Below are 20195 nucleotides of genomic sequence, written 5' to 3' on the forward strand. Positions count from 1 at the left end.
TTCCATGAATCGCCGTCATTTCGTCGCAGCAACCCTGGTCGCCGCCGTGGCCAGCAGCCTGGGCCTGCCGGCCTGGGCACAATCCACCGATTTCGTGGTGGGCGCGCTCAGCCCCCTGACCGGGTCCGGCGCGCCTTACGGACCGGGCATGGTCAAGGCCATTCAATTGGCCGCCAAGGAAATCAACGCGGCCGGCGGCGCGCAGGGCGCGCAATTCCGCGTCGTGGCGGAAGACACCCAGACCGCGCCGCAGGCAGCCGTGACCGGCGCCAAGAAAATGATCGAGGTCGACAAGGTGCGCGCCATTATGGGGTGCTGGAGCTCCGGCGAGTCGCTGGCCGTGATTCCGCTCACCAACGAGGCCAACATCCCCTTGATGCATGCCTCGGGCGCGCCGGCGCTCAGCGCGGACGCCAACCCCAAGCGCCTGGGCTTCCGCTTCCAGGCCACCAACGGCCGTTTCGGCCAGGCCTTCGCCAAGATCGCCGAGCGGCAGGGCTACAAGCAGCCGGCTACCATGGCGTTCAACAACGCATCGGGCATCGGCAACACCGAAGGGTTCACGCAAGCCTGGAAGGCCGCCGGCGGCAAGGTGGTCGCCAGCGTGGTGTACGAGCCCAACCGGCCGTCCTACCGCTCCGAGCTGCAGTCCGTGCTGCGCGCCAAGCCCGACGTGATCGTGACGGGCTCGTACCTGGCCGACACCACCATCCTGCTGCGCGAGTGGTACCAGACCGGCATCGACACGCATTGGATCATTCCGGGCTGGGCCGCCAATGCGGATCTGATCAAGGCCTTGGGACCCAAGGTGACCGAAGGCGTGATTTCGGTGGAATCCGTCAGCAACGAAAACGCGCCCAACTATGTCCACGTGCGCGACGCGCTGGGCAAGGAAGGCGTGGACGTGGCGGGCAATGTCTATGCCCCGATGGCCTACGACCAGGCCATCATCCTGGCGCTGGCCGTGCAGGCCCTGGGTCCAAAGGCGACCGGTCCGGAGCTGGCCAAGAAAGTGCATGAGATGGGCACGCCCGGCGGCGAGGTCGTGTACAGCTTCGCCGACGGCAAGAAGCTGCTGGAGGCAGGCAAGCGCATTACCTATGTCGGCGCCTCCAGTGCCCTGAACTTCGACCAGTACAACGACGTCACGCCGGACTTCGCTGCGTCCTTCGTCGAAAACGGCAAGCTGGTGCGCAAGTACGTGGTCAAGCTCTAAGGCCGCGGCGTGTCGTACGCGGATTACATCAATCTGGTCATCAACGGGCTGGTGGAAGGGCTGATCATCGCCCTTCCGGCCCTGGCCCTGACGCTGGTCTACGGGCTGGCCCGCTTTCCCAATGCGGCGACGGGCGACTTCGTCGCGGTGGGCGGCTACGCGGGCCTGGCGGCGCATCATCTGAGTGGTTCCCTGGTCGTCGCCGGGCTGGCGGGCGCCATCGGCGGCGCGGCGGCTTCGGTGTTGGCCTATCTGCTCGCATTCAGGCCGGTGATTCGCCGGTCGGTCATCACATTGCTGCTGACGTCCATCGGCGTGGGCTTCGTCATCCGCGCCGTGCTGGGCGTGGCGTTCGGCCACGATCCACGCGCCTTCGACATGCCCCTGGATCGCGCCTGGCGCTTCGGCGACGTGTCCATCGCGCCGGCCGACCTCAATCTGGCGGCCCTGACCCTGGTGACGCTGGCGCTGGTGTTCTTCATGCTGTATGCGACGCCGCTGGGCCGATCGCTGCGCGCCATCGCCGACGATCCCGACCTGGCGCGGGTCAGCGGCATCCGGCGCGAACGCTGCATGCTGGCCATGTGGACCATCGCCGGGCTGGTCTGCGGCATCGCGGGCACCGTGACCGGCATGCGCACCGTGGTCTATCCGGATGCCGGCTGGAACCTGTTGCTGCCGGCCTTCGCGGCCGCGGTGGTGGGTGGCCTGGGCAATCCGGTCGGGGCTGTCATGGGCGCGCTGCTGCTGGGCGTGCTGCAGGAGCTGTCCACACCGTTCGTGGGCTTCGTCTACAAGATCGCGCTGGGCTACGTGTTCATGATGATCGTGCTGCTGCTGCGTCCGCAGGGGCTGTTCAACCGGCCGGTGGGAGTGCGCTGATGTTGACCTATCTGCTGTCCATCCTGGTGATCATGGGCATCTACATGCTCCTGGCGCTGGCCCTGGACCTTCAATACGGGTTCACCGGCCTGATCAACTTCGGGCTGGCCGGCTTCTTCGGCGTGGGCGCCTACACGTCGGCGCTCCTGACCTTGAAAGCGGGATGGACGCCGCTGCTTTCCTTTCCCGCCGCCATGCTCGTCGCGGCTCTCCTGGCCTGGCCGCTGGGACGCGTGGCCTTGCGGCTGCGCGACGATTACCTGGCCATCGTGACCTTGGGCTTTTCCGAAATCGTCCGGCTGGTGCTGGTGCAGGAACAATGGCTGACCAATGGCGTGCAGGGCGTCCCCGGCGTGCCGCGCCTGGGCGCCGGCTGGGGCGACGCGCGCTTCAGCGACAGCCTGTTGCTGGGGCTGCTGGCCTTGTCCATCGTCGTGGCGGTGGCGCTGCTGCGCCGGGTGACGCACAGTCCCTACGGCCGCACCATACAGGCGGTGCGCGACGACGAAACGGCGGTGCGCGTGCTCGGCAAGGAGCCGGCCCGCTTCAAGACCCAGGTGCTGATGCTGGGCGCGGCGCTGTCCGGGCTGGCGGGCGCCTATTTCGCGCATTACATGACGTATATCGTCCCCGACCAGTTCGTCCCGCTGATCACCTTCTATGTCTGGATGGCCATCATCATGGGCGGCGTCGCGCGCCTGTCGGGCAGCGTGGCGGGCGCCGTGCTGCTGGTGCTGTTCCTGGAAGGCGTGCGCTTCACCCGCGGCATCATTCCCGGCGTATCGGATGCCGACATGGGCAGCGTGCAGCTGGGCGTGGTGGGCTTGATCCTGATCCTGTTCATGCGCTGGCGGCCGCAAGGCCTGTTCGGCGCCAGGGGAGCGCGATGACAGCCTTGGCACCGAACGAGGCCAGCCTGGCGACCGCGGGCATATCGTTGTCGTACGGCGATTTCCAGGTGCTGGACGATGTGACCCTTTCCATGAGCCTGGACGGGCTGCACGGCATGATCGGCCCCAATGGCGCCGGCAAGAGCACTTTCTTTGCCGTGCTGAGCGGTTTTCTCCCACCGTCCGCCGGCACGGTCAGCTTCGGCGGCGCGGTGCTGCGCGGCGCGGGACCGGCGGCGCGGGCGCGCCTGGGCCTGGGCCGGACCTTCCAGATCCCGCGCGAATTCACCCACCTGACGGTGCGGCAGAACCTGATGGTCGGGCCGCGCGACCAGCCCGGCGAATCCTTGCTGCCCTTGTTTTTCGCCCCTGGCCGCGTGCGCCGCGCCGAGGCCGAGATCGCCGACCGCGCGCAGCATATCCTGGACTTCCTCAAGCTGAACGCGGTGGCGGACAAGCCGGCCGGCGGCCTTTCCGGCGGCCAGAAGAAACTGCTGGAGTTGGGCCGCGCGCTGATGTCCGAGCCCCGGTTCATCCTGCTGGATGAACCCTACGCGGGCGTCAATCCGGTATTGATCGAAGAAATCTCGCAGCGTATCCGCGAGATCAACGCCGAGCGAGGCATAGGTTTCCTGATCATCGAGCACAACCTGATGGCGCTGAATCGCCTGGTGTCCGACCTGTACGTGCTGGATGGCGGGCGCCTGCTGGCGCACGGGCATCCCGAACAGGTGCTGGCGGATCCACGCGTGCGTGCCGCCTATATGGGCGCGCTGGCGCCCGTGACCACGGAGGCGCCATGACCAGCTCCGTGCTACGGCTGGCCGACCTGCGTGGCGGCTACGGCGACACCGATATCCTGAAGGGCATTTCCCTGCACGTGCTGCCCGGCGAGATCGTGACCATTGCCGGCACCAACGGCGCCGGCAAGTCGACCATCATCAAGGCCGTGATGGGCCTGCTGCCCCGCACCTCGGGACAGGTCGTCCTGCGCGACCGCGACATCGCCGCCTTGAGCGTGGAGTCGCGCCTGGACCGCGGCATCGGCTACGTCCCGCAGGTCGCCAACGTGTTCGGCTCCTTGACCGTCCACGAAAACCTGCTGGTGGTGCAGGGCGTCAAGCGTCCGCGGGCGCGGGCGGACGCGATGTACCAGCTCTTTCCCGCGCTCGTGCGCCACCGCCGCCGCGCGGCCGGCACCTTGTCCGGCGGCGAGCGGCAGCAACTGGCGTTCGCCCGGGCGTTGATGCGCGAACCGGATATGCTGCTGCTCGACGAGCCGACGGCGGCGCTTTCGCCGGCGCGCGTGGACGAGATCTTTGCCTACGTACAGGCGCTGCCGGCCGCCGGCACCACGGTGCTGATGGTGGAACAGCGCGCCCGCCAGTCGCTCGCGGTCAGCCAGCGCGGCTACATCATCGACCAGGGCGCGGTGGCCATGGAAGGCGCCGCCCGGGATCTGCTCGACGATCCGCGCGCGGCCGACCTTTTCCTGGGCAAACACGATGCGTAGAACGGAAAGAGCATGAAGGAACTTGTCGTCGTCGGCGCGGGCGTGATCGGGCTGGCCTGCGCGCGGCGCGCGCAGCAAGCGGGCTGGCGTGTCACCCTGTTGGACCGCGATTTCGAAGGAGACCGCGCCTCCCACGGTAATGCCGGCGGCATCGCCGTCAGCGAATCGACACCGATCGCGGTGTCGGGATTCAGCCTGAAGGCCGCCCGCTGGCTGCTGGACCCGCTGGGGCCGCTGGCCATCCGCCTGTCCCATGCGCCGCGGCTGCTGCCGTGGCTGCGCGTATTCAACCAGGTCGGCCGGCCAGAACACTTCCGCCGTATTTCGCGAGCGCTGGCCGCGCTGAACGACCGCGCACTGGCCGACCTGGCGCCCCTGCTGGACGACCTGGGCCTGGCGAGCCAGCTGCACCGCCGCGGCGCGCTGACGGTCTACGAGACCGATGCGGCCTATGCGGCGGATGCCGGGGAATGGGCCTGGAAGCGCGAACTGGGCGTGCGCTGGCGTCCCGTGTCCGCCGACGAACTGCGCCAGCTGGAGCCCGCGCTGGCGCCGGTATTCCGCCACGCGATCATGCTGGAGGACTGGGCCCACGTGGACGATCCGCTGAACATCGTGCGGGCCTTGCGCGAACGCATCCGGCAGGATGGCGGCCAGCTGGTGACGGCCGACGTCGCCGCCCTGGCGCTCGACGATCCGGGCCGTCCGGCCGCACTGGGCCGCGATGGCCGCCGCCATGCGGCGGACCGTGTCGTCGTCGCCGCCGGCGCGTGGTCGGGCGCCCTGGCGCGATCCGTCGGCGACCGCGTGCTGCTGGAAAGCGAACGCGGCTACAACACGACGCTGCCCGCCGCGACGGGAATGCTCGACCGCGAGGTCATCTTCGCCGAACGCAAGTTCGTCGCGACGCCGCTGGCGATCGGCCTGCGCATTGGCGGCGCGGCCGAATTCGCCGGCCTGGACGCGGCGCCCAACTATCGCCGCAGCGATGCGCTGCTGGCGCTGGCACGGCGCTATCTGCCCGGCATGGACGAGCGCGACGCGCGCCGATGGATGGGCCATCGCCCCGCCACGCCGGACTCGCTGCCGGTCATCGGCGCGTCGCCGGCGTCGGATCGCGTGTTGTACGCCTTCGGCCATGGCCATCTCGGCTTGACGCAGGCAGCCACGACCGGCGCCATCGTCGGCGACCTGCTTGCGGACGACGACCCTCGCATCGACCTGCGACCCTATTCGATTTCCCGCTTCAACAAGGCGAACCCGCTATGCTGATTCTGAAGAACGCGCGCGTCCTGGACGCGTATCACGAAGACGACGACGGCTCCTACGACGTCGTCGTGGAAGGCGACCGCATCCGCGAGGTGTCGTCGCGGCCGGTGCAGGCAGGCAGCAACGACCAGGTCATCGACGTGGCCGGCCGCACGCTGATGCCGGGCATGATCGATTGCCACGTGCACGTGGTCGCCTCGATGGCGAACCTGGGCACCAATGCGCGCATGCCGGCGGCGTTCGCCACGCTGCGCGCCGTGCCCATCCTGGCCGCCATGCTGCGCCGTGGTTTCACCACCGTGCGCGATGCCGGTGGCGCGGATTACGCCTTGCGCCGCGCGGTGGAAGACGGCCTGATCGATGGCCCGCGCCTGTTCATCGCCGGCAAGGCGCTGTCGCAGACCGGCGGCCACGGCGATTTCCGCGAACGGATAGACCTGAGCGATCCGGACCCCTGTCCCTGCCACCGCAACCTGGGCGCCATCGCCCGCGTGGTGGACGGCGTCGATGCGGTGCGCAAGGCCGTGCGCGAGGAAATGCGCGCGGGCGCGACGCACATCAAGATCATGGCTTCCGGCGGCGTGGCATCGCCCACCGACCCCATCGGCAACCTGCAGTATTCGCGCGACGAGGTCGCCGCCATCGTGGAGGAAGCCGCCTCGCACCAGACCTATGTGATGGCGCACGCCTATACCGGAAAGGCGATCGCGCGCGCGGTCAAGCTGGGCGTGCGCACCATCGAGCACGGCAACCTGGTCGACGACGACGCGGCGGCCGCCATGGCCGAGCACGGCGCTTTCGCGGTGCCCACCCTGGTGACCTACGATGCCCTGCACAAGGTCGGCGCGCAGTTCGGCGTGCCGCCGGAGGCCGTGGCCAAGATCGACGACGTGCGCCTGCAGGGCCTGCAATCGCTGGAGATCTTCAAGCGCCATGGCGTGCGCATGGGCCTGGGGTCGGACCTGCTGGGCGAGATGCACACGTTCCAGAGCGATGAGCTGCGTATCCGTTCGCAGGTATTGAGCAATTTCGAGGTGATCTGCCAGGCCACGCAGGTCGGGGCCGAGATCGTGGGGCAGAAGGACAGGCTGGGGGTGGTGGCGCCGGACGCCTATGCCGACCTGTTGATCGTCGATGGTGATCCCGTCGCGGATATTTCCCTGCTGGGCGGACAGGGCGAGCACCTGTCCATGGTCATGAAGGCTGGCAAGCCGGTGCATTTGCGCTGAAGGTTCTCATGCCGCGGCGGGCTGCCGCCGCGAGCGACTTCCATTTCTTCTATCGGATGAAAATCATGAAAGTTAATTGGGCTGGCGTCTTTCCCGCCGTCACCACCAAGATGAAGGCGGACCAATCCCTGGACCACGACGCTATTGCGGCGGGCCTGGAGCGTCTGCTGGACAGTGGTGTGGGCGGCGTGGTGATGATGGGCATGGTCGGCGAAAACGCGTCCCTGGCACCCGAGGAAAAACTCACGGTGCTGCGGATCGCCAAGGAAACCATCAAGGGCCGCGTACCTATCGTCTCCGGCCTGGCGGAAACCACCACGGCGTCCGCGGGCCGCTATGCCAAGGAAGCGGAGCGCATCGGCGTCGACGGCCTGATGGTGTTTCCGGCCTTGACCTACAAGTCGGATGCGGCCGAAACCATGGCGTTCTACCGCGGCGTCGCGCGCAGCAGCGGGCTGCCCATCATGGTCTACAACAATCCGCGCGGCTATGGGGTCGATATGACGCCCCAGCTGCTGGAGCAGCTGGCCGACGAGCCCACGCTGGCATGCATCAAGGAAGAGACCTACGACACCACGCGCGTCACCGACATCTACGCCCGCCTGGGCGACCGCTATACGGTGTTCTGCGGCGTGGACGACCTGGTGCTGGAAAGCGTCGCCCTGGGCGTCAAGGGCTGGGTGTCGGGCATGGCCAACGCCTTGCCCAGGGAATCCGTGCAACTGCTGGACCTGGCGGTCAAGGGCGACTATGAGCGCGCCCGCGTGCTGTATCGCAAGCTGATCAAGCTGTTCCACCTGGATACGCACGTCAAGCTGGTGCAGTACATCAAGCTGGCGGAAAGCGTCACGGCGGGTTACTCGGAAACGGTGCGCGAACCGCGCCTGCCTTTGACCGGCGCGGAACGCGAAAGCACGCTGGCCATCATCCAGGAAACGTTGGCCGCGCTGAAGGCGGCATGACGCGGGCGAGGTGCGGGGCGCAGCCGGAAAAGTCCCGCAGCACCTTGGTGGCCGCCGTGTAAAGCACGAAGGCCGACGGGTCGCCCAGCAGGTAGCAGATGACGTGCAGCTCCTGCCGCGCCTTTTCGCCATCCTCCGGGCGCGCCAGGTCGGCGCGCGCGACTTTTTCCTCGAAGGTCTCCTTGAATGTCCTGCTGTAGAAGTAGGCGCGTTCGTGGGCTTCCAGCGTGTCGCAGGCCAGCCGGTGCATGAGTCCCAGCCGCAACCGGCCCGCGCTGTCGGCGTCGTCACAGGCGCCCTTGCCGGCGCCCTTGCCGGCGTCGCGAAGCAGGGAGGCCGCTTTCGTCGCCAGCGCGATGAGTTGCTCGCGGATCGCGTGGTGGCCGGGACTGCCGGCCGCCACCGGCGCGTGCAGCTCCGCATACTGCGGCAGGGTGATGGCCAGATGGCTGTAATAGCCGACGATGGCTTCGTCCCAGGCCAGCGCGTCGGTGATGGTGCGGACGACTTCGACGTGGCCGCTTTCCGCGGCTTGCCGGACACCGCTGGTACCCGCGGCGGGTTTGTAAGAGGGGAGCTGCATGGCTTGCCTTCCTTGGGACCATCTGCGTTGCCGTGCCAGGCGCGGCGCGAGGGGGGTAGGTAGGCAAGCGCCAAGGCCGGTTCCGCGACTTCGGAACTTGTCGGACCAATCGACGCCCCCGCCGTGGCCGGACCCGCTGTGACTTGGCGAGGCAGGCGGCGTGGCGAGGCAGGTGGCCCGACAGGCGGGCGCTTTGACAGGGGGGGTCGCCTGGGAGGGCAGGGCAGGCTCGCGAAAGAATCAAGTCATATGTATTAATATCTATAACTTATATAAGACTTCAACGCCGTCCCCGTTTTGCCGTCGCCGTCCGACGGCTGTCTTCCGTCCCGCCTCGCAGCATCATGTCCACGCCCACCGGCACGTTCGCTTCACGTTCCACCTCCAATTCCCATCCGTCCAGCCTGACCCACCGCGAGATCATGCGCGTGATCGGCGGCATCGTGCTCTGCATCCTGCTCGCGGCGCTGGACCAGACCGTCGTCATTCCCGCCGTGCCGGCCATCGCCGCGGATCTGAACGGCTTCGACCATCTTTCCTGGATCGTCGCCGCCTATCTGATCGCCGCCACGGTCACCACGCCGATCTACGGCAAGCTGTCCGACATCTACGGGCGCCGCCAACTGTTGACGGTTTCCATCGGCCTGTTCATCGTCACGTCGGCCATGTGCGCAATGGCCCAGACCCTGGATCAGTTGATCCTGTTCCGCGCCTTGCAGGGCCTGGGCGGCGGCGGCCTGATGTCCCTGGCGCAGGCCGCCATCGCCGACGTGGTGGCCCCACGCCAGCGCGGCCGCTACCAGGGCTATCTGGCGGCGGTCTGGGGCGTGGCGTCGATTGCCGGTCCGCTGGTGGGCGGCTACGTATCCGAGCACCTGTCCTGGCGCTGGCTGTTCTGGCTGAACCTGCCCCTGGGCCTGATCGCCATGTATTCGTGCAATCGCGGCCTGCGCATGCTCAAGCCGCGCGGTGGCAAGATCCGCCTGGACATCCTGGGGTCGCTGCTGCTGGCCTCGACCATCGTGTCATGCCTGCTGGCCCTGAGCTGGGGCGGCGCCAGCTATGGCTGGCTGTCGCCGGAGATCCTCGGGCTGCTCGCGTTGAGCGTGGCGACCCTGGCCGCGCTGGTCTGGCAGGAACGCCGCGCGGCCGATCCGCTGCTGCCGCCGCGCATGTTCCGCAACCGCACCTTCACCTGCGGCGTGGCCGCGTCGTCCCTGGGTGCGCTCGCGATCTTCATGTGCATCTTCGCGCTACCCCTATATTTCCAACTGGTGCGCGGCAACAGCGCGTCGGAATCGGGCTTGTTCGTCACCCCTTTCCTGCTGTCCAACGTGCTGGGCAACATCATCAGCAGCAATCTCGCGCGCCGCACCGGGCGCATGCGGGGCATCCTGTCGGCCGGCTTCATCGGCGGCGCCATCGGGCTCGCGCTGCTCGCCTTCATGGGGCCCACGACGCCGCTGGCCGCGGTACTGGCGGCCACCTTGCTGACAGGCGTCGGGCTGGGTTCCTGCATGGTCGCGACCATCATGGTCGTGCAGAATGCGCTGGATCCGCGCGATATCGGCGCGGGCACCGGCTCGGTGCTGGTGCTGCGCTCCATGGGCAGCGCGTTCGGCAGCGCTTTGGCCGGCACGCTGTTGGGCCTGGGCTTCGCGGGTTCGCTGGCCGCCGCCGGCATCCACCAGCAGATCGACCTGGGCGCGCTGCGCCATGGCAGCGATGTGCTGTCGCAGCTGCCGGCCTCGGCCAAGCTGGTCCTGATGGATGGCGTGGCATCGACCTTCCGCGATATCTTCGCCTTCGGCGCGGGGATCGCGCTGCTGTCCCTGCTGGTGGTGCGCCGCATGCCCGACCTGGAGCTGCGCAGCGGCCTGGCCGCGCACACGCCCATCGGCGACTGAGCCGCCGGGCGGCCGAGCCACGGAGCGGTTCGGCCACCGAGCGGCGCGGCAAGCGCGTCGTGTGGCGTGCGGTGTGCGGTGTGCGGTGTGTGGCGTGTGGCGTGCGGCCTGACACTTCCCATGGGACAATCGTGCGCCATCCGCTCGTGCGGGACTGCACGGCGGTGCGACCCTGGGGAGATCGATTTGCGACCGTCGCGACAGCGGCCAGCCGTGCTGGCCTTTGCCCTGCTTGCCTGCATCCTGCCGGCCGCCGCCATCGCGGGGATCGCGCCCGGCCAGCGGCACTACGCGCGCTATGAATATACGGTGCAGGCCGACAAGCGCTACACCGAAATCCTCACCGTCGAAACGCGGCTGGCCAATGCCGGCATGGCAGCCGAGGCCGGCACCGCGTTTTTCGACTTCGATCCCGCCGACGAAAGCCTGGAAGTGCTGGAGGCCTGGATCGAGCACCCCGACGGCACGCGTATCGACGTGCCGCAGGCCAGCATCTACACGCGGCCCAGCGCCGCCGCGCGCAACGCGCCGGGTTTCGTCGCGACGCAGACCACCACCGTCGTGTTCCCGCAGGTACAGACCGGCAGCGTGGTCCACAGCAAGTGGCGCCATACCATCAAGACGCCGCGGATCTTCGGTTTCAATGCCAACGTGCTGCTGGGGCTGGAATCCCACACGGCGGTGGAAGTCCGCATCGAGGCGCCCGCCAGCCTGCCGCTGGCCTATCGGCAGCGCGGCGGCTTCACCACCGCGGAAAGCCTGGAAGGCGATACGCGCGTAATCACCGCTTCGGCGAATGTCGAGGCGGCGCCGCCGCCCGAACCGTACATGGTTTCCGCCATCGATGTCGGCCCCGGATTCGTCGCGTCGACGTTGTCGGGCTACGAGGAGATCGGCGCCATCTATGCCAGCCGCAGTGCCGGCAAGGCCGTCGTCACGCCCGAGATCGCCGCGCTGGCCCGCCAGGTCGCGGGCACCGCGCAAGGCCTGGACGCCGCTCGCGCCATGCACGATTGGGTGGCGTCGCATATCCGCTACGTGGCGGTGTACCTGGATCCGGCAGACGACCTCGTGCCGCATGACGCCGCCACGGTGCTGCGGAACGGCTATGGCGATTGCAAGGATCACGTGGTGCTGATGCAGGCCCTGCTGTCGGCCATCGGGATACGCGCGGAAGCCGTGCTGGTGAACTGGGACAACCGCATGCAGCCGCTGCCCTTGTGGTCCGGCGCGTCGTTCAATCATGCCCTGGTGTATCTGCCGGACTTCGACGTCTACGGCAATACCACCGATCCCTACGCCGCGCTCGGTGCGCTGGATATCCAGCTTTCCGACAAGCTGGTCGTCATCGCCAGCCCGCAGGGCGAGGTGCGGCGTACGCCGGCGTCGACGCCGGCGCAGAATCGCTTCCGCATGGAAGCGGACGTGTCGATCGCGGCCGACGGCACGGTCTCCGGCGCCAACGCGACGACCGCATCGCCCCGCCTGGAATCGCTGCTGCGTAGCGCCGTCGCCAGCGGCGGATCGCCGGACGCGCTGGGCGGCCGGTTGCTCGCACCCACGCCCGAAGGCGGTTTCGGGTCCCTGCATGCCAGCGACCCGCGCGACCTGTCGCGGCCGCTGACGCTGTCCGGGCGCTGGCGCAGCCCCCATGGCGTGGTGCGCGCTTCTCCGTCCACTTATATGACCGTGCCGCTGGGGATAGACATGACGCCTCACGGTGACATGCGCGCCTATCTTGCACGCGACGGCAGGCGCCATTTTCCCCTGATGATGGGCGCGCGCGACTACACGTGGATCTATCGGATACGCCTGCCGGCTGGCGCGGTGGTGGAGCATTTGCCGGCCGACGTCGACGTGGCGACGCCCGCCGGGCAAATGACCGCGCGCCACGTGCGGGAGGCGGACGGAATCACGGTGACCCGCCACCTGCGGGTCGACGCGGACATCTATCCGGCCGACGCGTACCCCGCGGTGGAAACCCTGCTGTATGCCTACATCGACGCGCTGCGTTCGGTGCTGGTCTATCGTCCGGCGCCTTGATGCCGGCGCGCGCCGGCATGTCAGGCCATCAGGCCATCAGGGAACCAGGGACAAGCCGATGCCGATCTGCGAACGTTGCCGTTGGTTGTAGGCCAGCAGCGTGTCGCCATAGCCGTTGAAGTACTGCAGGTGCAGGTAGCCGTTCATGTTCAGGAAGGTGCGCTTCAATGGCCACGCCAGGTCCAGCTGGGTGGTGCGCCGCGCGCTGTCGCCCTGGCGATACATGACCGATGCGACCAGGCCGTTGTCCTGCGCCCAGCGCAGGTGGTAATCGACCCAGCCGGTGTAATCCGTGTAGTCGCGGTTTTCGTCACCCAGGGCGAAGTAGCCCTTGATGCGCGGCGCGAAGGTCAACGTGCTTCCGCCTTCGAAGCGGTAATTCAGGGCGGGTTGCACGAAGGCGTCGTTGACCGAACGCGAGTCGTCGCCGGCCTTGCCGTTCGATGCATGCTCGACGCCGCTGGCCAGGCCCAGGCTCCAGTCGTTGCTCTTGGACTGCCACACCTTGTCCGACAGCCAGAACAGGCTGGGGTTGAAGGTGGTGTCGATGAAAGGCCGCGAGTCGCCCTGCAGGTCCCACACCGAGGTCTGCGTGTAGGCCAGGTACAAATGATCGAGGAAACCCGGCTGCTCGCCGCGATCCGGCGTGAACAGCCGGTACTTGAAGCTGAATTGGAATTTGGCCGTGGTGCGATCGCGGGTACGCAGGTCGAAATAGGTGGGCTCGTATTCCGACAGCCCGGCGCGCAGGCGATCGAAGGCCGGATTGCCGGTCGCGTTGGCGTCCGTGGCGACGGCAACCTGGGTCGGCGCGGGGCCGGCGGTCGGCGACACGCCGGTGGCTTCGACCTCCGCCGGAGGCAGGGGTTTGCCGGTGCGCGCATCCACCACCGGAACGTCGGCCGGCTTGCCGGCGATGGCGCCGATGCCGCTGGCGTCCAGCGCCATCAGGGCGGGCTCGCCTTCGATGGAAACCGCCTGCAGGCCGGTCGCGGTGGTCGGCACCACCGCTGTCCAGGACATGCGGGCGAAGTTGTTGACCGGTACATTGATGTCCAGGTCGTCGCTATCGGCCTGCGCCAGGCTGCGCACCACGGCGCCGGACGGCGAGCGCCACTGCAGCACCAGGCTGCGGGGCGGTTGCCAGCGGCCGCCCGCTTCGCTGTCGTTGAAGTACACGGCCTGGATATGCACGGTGCCGCCGGGCGCCGCCGACGCGCGATCCAGCTTGTAGCTGATGCCGGCATGCGCCGCGCCGGTGACGGTCGATGCAAACAGGGCGGCGATGACGCCCAGGTGCCGCGTAAGGAAGGAGTGGACGGTACGAGGCATGGTAGCAATGGCCAGGGATTTGCAGTCGTTGCACTCTAGCATCGCACTTGGGGTCTATTGAAACAACCTGTAATGTCATTGCGGAGCAGGGTTATGTGCCTGATGCTTGCTGCGGCGCAATAGCTGGCCTCCCACGTGCTTTCATGCTGCCTGACCCTGTGGGGGTACTCGTACGACTGGTTACCGCCGGCGGATAATGGATTACACACTGCGTCTTTCGCGCGACAGGGATCGGTCCTGTTCCACGTTCCTGCCGTCGGGACCTCCGGCCATACAGGGTAAAATCGCGGCGCCGCGAACCGGCACCCAGACCTGGCGACTTTCTCCCCGCCAGATTCTTCTCCGCCCTTAGCTCAGTTGGATAGAGCACTCGCCTTCTAAGCGAGCGGTCACACGTTCGAATCGTGTAGGGCGGGCCAATCGGCCCATCTCCTCGGCAGGTATGCCATTTGCCCTACGGCGGCCGACCCGTCGGCTTGCGTGCCGGCGGCCTGCCCCCGAGCGCCCGCCCGCACAGGGGCGGCGGCATCACGATGAGGGAGACGCCAGGCATGGAACGACACGCGGCCGCGCGCCGGACGGAAGCTCGCCTGGAGCAATGGTTCGCCGAGCGCGGATGGAAGTCCGCACCCTTCCAGCGCGAGACCTGGCATCGCTACCTGGACGGTGAGTCGGGCCTGCTGCACACGCCCACGGGCAGCGGCAAGACCCTGGCTGCATTCGGCGGGCCCTTGCTGGAAGCGCTGGCCAATACGCCTGCCGACGCGCCCGCCGATGCGTCCGCCGATGCGTCCGTCAACAGGCCTGGAACACGGCAGGCCTTGGGCGACGGTCCCAAGGTGCTGTGGGTCACGCCGCTGCGCGCGCTGGCCGCCGACACTTCGCGCGCCCTGACCGAAATCACCCAGGCCGTGCAGCTTCCGTGGACGGTGGCGCTGCGCACCGGCGACGCCAGCGCGCGCGACAAGCGCCTGGCGCGGCAAGGAAAGGCAGACGTTCTTATCATCACGCCCGAGTCGCTGGCCCTGCTGCTGTCGTACGCCGACACCGCCCCGCGCTTCAAGGCCTTGCGCTGCATCGTAGTGGACGAGTGGCACGAGCTGTTGGGAAACAAGCGGGGCGTGCTGCTGCAGCTATGCCTGGCGCGGCTGCGCCGCCTGTCGCCAGGCGTGCGCATCTGGGGCCTGTCGGCGACCCTGGGCAACCTGGACGAAGCGCGCGCCGTGCTGTTGCCGCATGCGACGCCCAGCGCGCTGGTGGCCGGCGCCCGCCCGCGACGTATACGCATCTCCACGCTGCTGCCGCCGCGCGATGGCGGCTTGCCCTGGGCTGGCTATCTTGGCCTGTCGCAGTTGCCGCGAGTGTTCAAGCGCCTATTCGACGTACGCGCCAGCCTGCTGTTCACCAACACGCGCGCGCAGGCCGAACTGTGGCACCGTGCATTGGAGTCCATCTGGCCGGAAGATCCGTCCACGCTGGCGTTGCATCATGGTTCGCTGGACGCGCGCCTGCGGGCCGGCACCGAACATGGCCTGCGCGAAGGCCGCATACGCTGCGTGGTGGCGACTTCCAGCCTGGACCTGGGCGTGGACTTCCCGGCGGTGGACCAGGTCCTGCAGGTCGGCAGTCCCAAGGGCGTCGCACGGCTGATGCAGCGCGCGGGCCGGGCCAGGCATCGGCCGGGCGAATCCGGCCAGGTGGTCTGCGTGCCGGCGCAGGCGCTGGACCTGATCGAGTATGCCGCCGCCCGCCAGGCGATCGAACGCGGTGAAATCGAGTCGCGTCCGCCGCCGCGCGGCAGCCTGGACGTGCTGGCGCAGCATGCCGTGACGCTGGCCCTGGGCGGCGGTTTCCAAGCCCACGACCTGTATCGTGAAGTCCGCGATACCCATGCCTATGCCGACCTGGATGCCGCCACCTGGCAGGCCGTGCTGGATTTCATCGTGCAGGGCGGCCGCGCCTTGGGCAGCTACCCTGAGTTCCGCCGGGTCGACATCGACGAAGACGGCACATACCGCGTGCACGATCGCCGCATCGCGCTGCGCCATCGGCTGTCCATCGGCACCATCACCGCCGACGGCGCGGTCGCCGTCAAGTATCTGCGCGGCGGCAGCCTGGGCTCGGTGGAAGAGGGCTTCCTGGCGCGGCTGCGTCCCGGCGACCGTTTCCAGTTCGCCGGCCGCACGCTGCAACTCGCGCGGCTGGAAGGAATGACCGCGTACGTGCGGCGGGCCAAGGGCGGCGACGGCCCCGTGGCGACCTGGCTGGGTGGCCGCATGCCCTTGTCCACGCAGCTCGCGCACGAAGTGGAAGCCTTGTATGGACAGGCAGACGACGAGGCCGAAGAAAAGGCCAACGGCGAGGCCAGGAGCAAGGGCGCGAATGAAGCAGGGAATAAGGCCGAACCCGCCGCGCCGGAAATGCGCGCCGCCGAACCCTTGCTGCGCATCCTGCGCCACATCGGCGCGCTGCCCGGGCGTGGCCGCCTGGTGGCCGAGCAGGTGGGTTCGCGTAAAGGCATGCATCTTTTTCTCTATCCCTTTGCCGGCCGTTTCGTGCACGAAGGCCTGGCGGCGATGATGGCGCTGCGATGGGGCAGGCTGCGGGCCAACACCTTTTCCTATACCGTCAACGACTATGGCCTGATGCTGACACTGGCCGAGCCGGCGGAACTGGACGAGTCCCTGTTGCGGCGCTTGCTGCGTGTCGAAGGCATGGAGGCCGATCTGAGCGAAGGCGTGAACCTGGGCGAGCTGGCGCGCCGGCAGTTTCGCGAAATCGCCCGCGTCGCCGGCCTGCTGACGCCGTCGTTTCCCGGCAGGGAGCTGCGTTCGCTGCGTCAGGTCCAGGCGTCCAGCGGGCTGCTGTATGACGTGTTGCGGCGCTACGATCCGGACCATCTGCTGCTGGCGCAGGCCGAGCGCGAGGTCTTCGACATCCAGCTGGAAGCCCCGCGGCTGCGGGCCACCCTGCGCGATTGCGAGGATCGCACCCTGGTGCTGCGGAATCCGGGCGCGTTCAGCCCGCTGTCTTTCCCTTTGTGGATGGAGAGCCTGCGCGGCCAGCTCAGTACCGAAACCTGGCAGGCGCGCGTCAAGCGCGCGGCCGCGCAACTGGAGAAGCGCTATGAACGCGTCGCCCGGGCAAGCATCGCCTGACGACGGCTACGCCCTGACGCTGGCGGGCGAACCGGTGGTCCTGCTGGGCGAGCGGGCCCTGCATTGGCCCGCGCGGCGGCGCCTGGTCATCGCGGACCTGCACCTGGGCAAAGGGAATGTATTCCGCCAGGCCGGCATCGCCGTGCCGAGCGGCGCCACTGGCGACGATCTGCTGCGGCTGACGCGGCTGCTCGCGCGCGTGGATGCGCGCGAACTGTGGATCGTCGGCGACGTGCTGCACGGGCCGGCCTCGCACGCCGCCTGGCGTGACGCCTGGGCGCAATGGCGCCAGGCCCATGCGGACCTGGACGTCGCGGCCGTCATCGGCAACCACGACCGCGCCCTGTCCGGCGCCGCGCTGGATATACGGCAGCTGGGCGACGCCCACGCCGACGGCCCTTTCCTGTTCCGGCATCTGCCCGATCGCGATGCCCGCGGCCGCCACGTGATCGCCGGACACGTGCATCCCAAGGCGCGCGTGCCGGGCGTACCGCGCGCGTGGCCGGCGTTCTGGCTACGTGACCGTGTGACGGTGTTGCCGGCGTTTTCCGAATTCACCGGCGGCCATGCGGTGGATGCGGGGCAAGGCCAGGCCTTGGTTGCCTGCGTGGAAGGAAATGCTCTTCCGTTGGGACTGGACGATTCCCGGGCGTTCCCTCCTGGTGCTGCTGGGCATGCCCCTTGCTGAACTGTACACATGCGCCAATTCCGGCGTTCTTTGTAGGAGTAGAGCGATGAACAAGGACCAAGTGAAGGGTGTTGCCGAACAAGTGAAGGGCAAGGTCAACGAGACGGTCGGCAAGGCGACTGGCAACAAGAGCCAGGAACTGAAGGGCGACGTCCAGCAAGGCCTGGGCAAGGCCCAAAAGGCGGCCGGCGACGTGCGCGAAGACATCAAGAAGAACGATCAGCCTTAAAGGCGAGCCCTAAGGGCAAGGCACCGCGGCCTCGCCGCCGCGGTGAGAGCAGGGCGGCCACCAGGCCGCCCTTTTTCGTTGAGCCTGGGACGTGGGCTCAGGACTTGGCCGGCTCCTCGTCGACCAGCTTTTCTTCCAGGTTTTCCAGCACGCGGCCCGTCTGCCCCTTGGTTTGCAAGGTGAACAGCAGCAGCGAACGGCCAGTGACCTGGTAGACATCGCCCGATCCGAAGCTGGGCAACTCCGTCCGCACGGGCGCGTTGGTATCGATCATGCAGGTCCACTGGTCGCTGCCCGGGATTTCCGGCACGGTGAAATCGACGACGTCGTGGTGCGCGTTGAGCACCAGCATCAAGGTGGCGTCGGAAGCGGGGCGGCGGATGCCAGTGGCGCGCGCGCGGCCGTCGATGATCAGGCCGAAGCACCGCATGCCCGGATCCGACCACTGGTCGTCAGCGATATCCACGCCGGCCGGACTGATCCAACGTACGTCGGTGACGTCAAGTTCCTCGTGGTAGTCGCCCGTCAGGAAACGGCCGCGCCGCAACACCGGAAGGGTGTGCCGCAGGGTGGTCAGCTTGCGCGTGAATTCCATCAGCGCCTGGCCTTCCTCGTCGATATTCCAGTTTACCCAGCTGATCTCGTTGTCCTGGCAATAGGCATTGTTGTTGCCGTTCTGGGTGCGCCCGAATTCGTCGCCCGCCACGATCATGGGCGTGCCCTGCGAAAACAGCAGCGTCGCCAGCATATTGCGCTTCTGCCGTTCGCGCAGCGTACGGATGTCCGGGTCGTCCGTCGGACCTTCCGCGCCGCAGTTCCAGGAACGGTTGTCCGAATGGCCGTCGCGGTTGTCTTCTCCGTTGGCGTCGTTGTGCTTGTCGTTGTAGGAAACCAGGTCGTGCAGGGTGAAGCCGTCGTGGGCGGTGATGAAGTTCACGCTGGCCCACGGGCGCCGCCCGTTGTGGTTGAACTTGTCGCCGGACGCGGTCAGGCAGGAAGCCAGATCGGCCACCATGCCTTCGTCGCCCTTCCAGTAGGCGCGCACGCAATCGCGGAAGCGGTCGTTCCACTCCGCCCATCCCGGCGGGAAATTGCCGACCTGGTAGCCGCCCGGCCCGCAATCCCAGGGTTCGGCGATCAGCTTCACACTGGACAGGATGGGGTCCTGGCGGCAAGCCTTCAGGAAACCGCTTTCATAGTCGAAGCCGCCCGGCTCGCGTGCCAGGATGGTCGCCAGGTCGAAGCGGAAGCCATCGACGTTCATCTCGGTGACCCAGTAGCGCAGGCTGTCCATCACCATCTGCAGCACGCGCGGGTGCGACAGGTTCAGCGTGTTGCCCGTGCCGGTGTCGTTGATGTAGTAGCGCTTCTGGTCGGGTAGCAACCGATAGTATGAGGCGTTGTCGATGCCGCGGAAGGACAGGGTGGCGCCCAGCTCGCTGCCCTCGGCCGTATGGTTGTAGACCACGTCCAGGATCACTTCCAGGTTCGCCTCATGGAAGCGGTCTATCATCTGCTTCAGTTCGGTGATCTCGCTGGGGCCGCGCGCGAAATAGCGCGGGTCGGGCGCGAAAAAGCCGATGGTGTTGTAACCCCAGTAGTTCGTCAGTCCCTTGTCCAGCAAGTGGCTGTCGTTGACGAACGCATGGATGGGCAGCAGTTCCACCGAGGTGACGCCGAGGGACTTGATGTGGTCGATCACGGCCTTCTGGCCCAGGCCCTCGAAGGTGCCGCGCATCGATTCGGGCACGGCGGGATGCAGCCTGGTGTAGCCGCGCACATGGGTCTCGTAGAAGATCGTTTCTTCCCACGGCACGCGGACCTTGCTCGGATGTTCCCAGCTGAAACGCTGGTCCACTACCTGGCATTTGGGCATGAAAGGCGCGCTGTCCCTTTCGTCGAAGCCCAGGTCGCCTTCTTCGCTGCCGATGGTGTAGCCGAACACCGCCGGGTCCCACTTGAGCTCGCCCACATAGGCCTTGGCGTAGGGGTCGAGCAACAGCTTGTGGTGATTGAAGCGATGGCCGTTTTCGGGATCGTAAGGGCCGTACACGCGATAGCCGTAGACCGCGCCGGGCTCCAGGCCCCGCACGTGCACGTGCCAGACCTCGTCGGTGAATTCGGGGAGTTCGATACGTTCGATTTCTTTCTGGCCCTTGGGGTCGAACAGGCAGACTTCGACCCGGGTGGCGTGTGCTGAAAACAGGGCGAAATTCACGCCTTCGCCGTCCCAGGTGGCGCCCAGGGGGAATGGCGAGCCTTCGGTGATACGTGGCTGGTGGGTCATGGTCATG

The 20195-nt window shown here is 67.5% G+C and carries 16 protein-coding genes and 1 tRNA gene; 14 read left to right on the forward strand and 3 right to left on the reverse strand.

Annotation, left to right across the window (positions count from 1 at the left end):
• Nucleotides 1–4 precede the first annotated feature (4 nt).
• The 8 genes from CAL12_RS06855 to CAL12_RS06890 all read left to right on the forward strand — a co-directional run bounded on the left by CAL12_RS06855 (nt 5) and on the right by CAL12_RS06890 (nt 7961).
• Nucleotides 5–1216, forward strand: a complete 1212-nt coding sequence (locus CAL12_RS06855; protein WP_086063803.1) for an ABC transporter substrate-binding protein — start codon at nt 5–7, stop codon at nt 1214–1216.
• Between the two features lie 9 nt (nt 1217–1225).
• Nucleotides 1226–2098: a branched-chain amino acid ABC transporter permease gene (locus CAL12_RS06860; protein ID WP_086063804.1), complete on the forward strand. Its 873-nt coding sequence runs from the start codon at nt 1226–1228 to the stop codon at nt 2096–2098.
• On the forward strand, nt 2098–2988 hold the full coding sequence (locus CAL12_RS06865) for a branched-chain amino acid ABC transporter permease (RefSeq protein ID WP_086063805.1): 891 nt from the start codon (nt 2098–2100) through the stop codon (nt 2986–2988). Before CAL12_RS06860 ends, CAL12_RS06865 begins: the two co-directional genes overlap by 1 nt.
• The gene (locus CAL12_RS06870) at nt 2985–3791 is read left to right on the forward strand and encodes an ABC transporter ATP-binding protein (protein WP_086063806.1); all 807 of its coding nucleotides are present in this window, start codon (nt 2985–2987) and stop codon (nt 3789–3791) included. Before CAL12_RS06865 ends, CAL12_RS06870 begins: the two co-directional genes overlap by 4 nt.
• A complete protein-coding gene (locus CAL12_RS06875) occupies nt 3788–4501 on the forward strand; it encodes an ABC transporter ATP-binding protein (protein ID WP_086063807.1) in 714 nt (237 codons plus the stop codon). The genes CAL12_RS06870 and CAL12_RS06875 overlap by 4 nt, the downstream gene beginning before the upstream one ends.
• Before the next feature lie 12 nt (nt 4502–4513).
• Complete coding sequence (locus tag CAL12_RS06880) at nt 4514–5773, forward strand: NAD(P)/FAD-dependent oxidoreductase (RefSeq protein WP_086063808.1); 1260 nt, start codon at nt 4514–4516, stop codon at nt 5771–5773.
• Complete coding sequence (locus CAL12_RS06885) at nt 5767–6999, forward strand: metal-dependent hydrolase family protein (protein WP_086063809.1); 1233 nt, start codon at nt 5767–5769, stop codon at nt 6997–6999. The genes CAL12_RS06880 and CAL12_RS06885 overlap by 7 nt, the downstream gene beginning before the upstream one ends.
• A gap of 65 nt (nt 7000–7064) precedes the next feature.
• Nucleotides 7065–7961: a dihydrodipicolinate synthase family protein gene (locus CAL12_RS06890; RefSeq protein WP_086067721.1), complete on the forward strand. Its 897-nt coding sequence runs from the start codon at nt 7065–7067 to the stop codon at nt 7959–7961.
• Here CAL12_RS06890 and CAL12_RS06895 read toward each other — a convergent pair.
• Nucleotides 7924–8544: a hypothetical protein gene (locus CAL12_RS06895; protein ID WP_086063810.1), complete on the reverse strand. Its 621-nt coding sequence runs from the start codon at nt 8542–8544 to the stop codon at nt 7924–7926. The two genes, CAL12_RS06890 and CAL12_RS06895, sit on opposite strands and share 38 nt — an antisense overlap.
• Nucleotides 8545–8966: 422 nt before the next feature.
• On the opposite strand from CAL12_RS06895, the gene CAL12_RS06900 reads away from it, so the two are divergent.
• Together CAL12_RS06900 and CAL12_RS06905 are read left to right on the forward strand one after the other, a co-directional pair.
• Complete coding sequence (locus CAL12_RS06900; protein WP_086067722.1) at nt 8967–10451, forward strand: MDR family MFS transporter; 1485 nt, start codon at nt 8967–8969, stop codon at nt 10449–10451.
• A 186-nt stretch (nt 10452–10637) separates the two neighbouring features.
• Nucleotides 10638–12494, forward strand: a complete 1857-nt coding sequence (locus CAL12_RS06905) for a DUF3857 domain-containing transglutaminase family protein (RefSeq protein ID WP_198298396.1) — start codon at nt 10638–10640, stop codon at nt 12492–12494.
• A gap of 36 nt (nt 12495–12530) precedes the next feature.
• On the opposite strand, the gene CAL12_RS06910 is transcribed toward CAL12_RS06905, so the two are convergent.
• Nucleotides 12531–13826 (reverse strand): phospholipase A, encoded by a 1296-nt coding sequence (locus tag CAL12_RS06910; protein WP_086063812.1) that lies wholly within the window; start codon nt 13824–13826, stop codon nt 12531–12533.
• Nucleotides 13827–14168: 342 nt separating this feature from the next.
• Here CAL12_RS06910 and CAL12_RS06915 point away from each other — a divergent pair.
• The 4 genes from CAL12_RS06915 to CAL12_RS06930 all read left to right on the forward strand — a co-directional run bounded on the left by CAL12_RS06915 (nt 14169) and on the right by CAL12_RS06930 (nt 17901).
• Nucleotides 14169–14245 (forward strand) — tRNA-Arg (locus CAL12_RS06915).
• A gap of 132 nt (nt 14246–14377) precedes the next feature.
• Nucleotides 14378–16984, forward strand: coding sequence for a ligase-associated DNA damage response DEXH box helicase (locus tag CAL12_RS06920; RefSeq protein ID WP_086063813.1), 2607 nt, complete (start codon nt 14378–14380; stop codon nt 16982–16984).
• A complete protein-coding gene (pdeM, locus tag CAL12_RS06925; protein ID WP_086063814.1) occupies nt 16953–17672 on the forward strand; it encodes a ligase-associated DNA damage response endonuclease PdeM in 720 nt (239 codons plus the stop codon). The genes CAL12_RS06920 and pdeM overlap by 32 nt, the downstream gene beginning before the upstream one ends.
• Nucleotides 17673–17718: 46 nt before the next feature.
• Nucleotides 17719–17901, forward strand: coding sequence for a CsbD family protein (locus CAL12_RS06930; protein ID WP_086063815.1), 183 nt, complete (start codon nt 17719–17721; stop codon nt 17899–17901).
• A 97-nt stretch (nt 17902–17998) separates the two neighbouring features.
• Here CAL12_RS06930 and glgX read toward each other — a convergent pair whose 3' ends face one another.
• On the reverse strand, nt 17999–20188 hold the full coding sequence (gene glgX / locus CAL12_RS06935) for a glycogen debranching protein GlgX (protein WP_086063816.1): 2190 nt from the start codon (nt 20186–20188) through the stop codon (nt 17999–18001).
• Nucleotides 20189–20195: the final 7 nt, after the last annotated feature.

Origin of the sequence: Bordetella genomosp. 8 (genome assembly GCF_002119685.1) — a bacterium.
Classification (GTDB): Bacteria; Pseudomonadota; Gammaproteobacteria; order Burkholderiales; family Burkholderiaceae_B; genus Bordetella_C.

Bases quoted from the DNA above. Each gene is read 5' to 3' on its own strand.
- glgX (WP_086063816.1), bottom strand. From the start codon at position 20,188: ATGACCCACCAGCCACGTATCACCGAAGGCTCGCCATTCCCCCTGGGC.
- CAL12_RS06900 (WP_086067722.1), top strand. From the start codon at position 8,967: ATGCGCGTGATCGGCGGCATCGTGCTCTGCATCCTGCTCGCGGCGCTG.
- CAL12_RS06930 (WP_086063815.1), top strand. From the start codon at position 17,719: ATGAACAAGGACCAAGTGAAGGGTGTTGCCGAACAAGTGAAGGGCAAG.
- CAL12_RS06880 (WP_086063808.1), top strand. From the start codon at position 4,514: ATGAAGGAACTTGTCGTCGTCGGCGCGGGCGTGATCGGGCTGGCCTGC.
- CAL12_RS06875 (WP_086063807.1), top strand. From the start codon at position 3,788: ATGACCAGCTCCGTGCTACGGCTGGCCGACCTGCGTGGCGGCTACGGC.
- CAL12_RS06855 (WP_086063803.1), top strand. From the start codon at position 5: ATGAATCGCCGTCATTTCGTCGCAGCAACCCTGGTCGCCGCCGTGGCC.
- CAL12_RS06895 (WP_086063810.1), bottom strand. From the start codon at position 8,544: ATGCAGCTCCCCTCTTACAAACCCGCCGCGGGTACCAGCGGTGTCCGG.
- pdeM (WP_086063814.1), top strand. From the start codon at position 16,953: ATGAACGCGTCGCCCGGGCAAGCATCGCCTGACGACGGCTACGCCCTG.
- CAL12_RS06885 (WP_086063809.1), top strand. From the start codon at position 5,767: ATGCTGATTCTGAAGAACGCGCGCGTCCTGGACGCGTATCACGAAGAC.
- CAL12_RS06890 (WP_086067721.1), top strand. From the start codon at position 7,065: ATGAAAGTTAATTGGGCTGGCGTCTTTCCCGCCGTCACCACCAAGATG.
- CAL12_RS06910 (WP_086063812.1), bottom strand. From the start codon at position 13,826: ATGCCTCGTACCGTCCACTCCTTCCTTACGCGGCACCTGGGCGTCATC.
- CAL12_RS06920 (WP_086063813.1), top strand. From the start codon at position 14,378: ATGGAACGACACGCGGCCGCGCGCCGGACGGAAGCTCGCCTGGAGCAA.
- CAL12_RS06865 (WP_086063805.1), top strand. From the start codon at position 2,098: ATGTTGACCTATCTGCTGTCCATCCTGGTGATCATGGGCATCTACATG.
- CAL12_RS06870 (WP_086063806.1), top strand. From the start codon at position 2,985: ATGACAGCCTTGGCACCGAACGAGGCCAGCCTGGCGACCGCGGGCATA.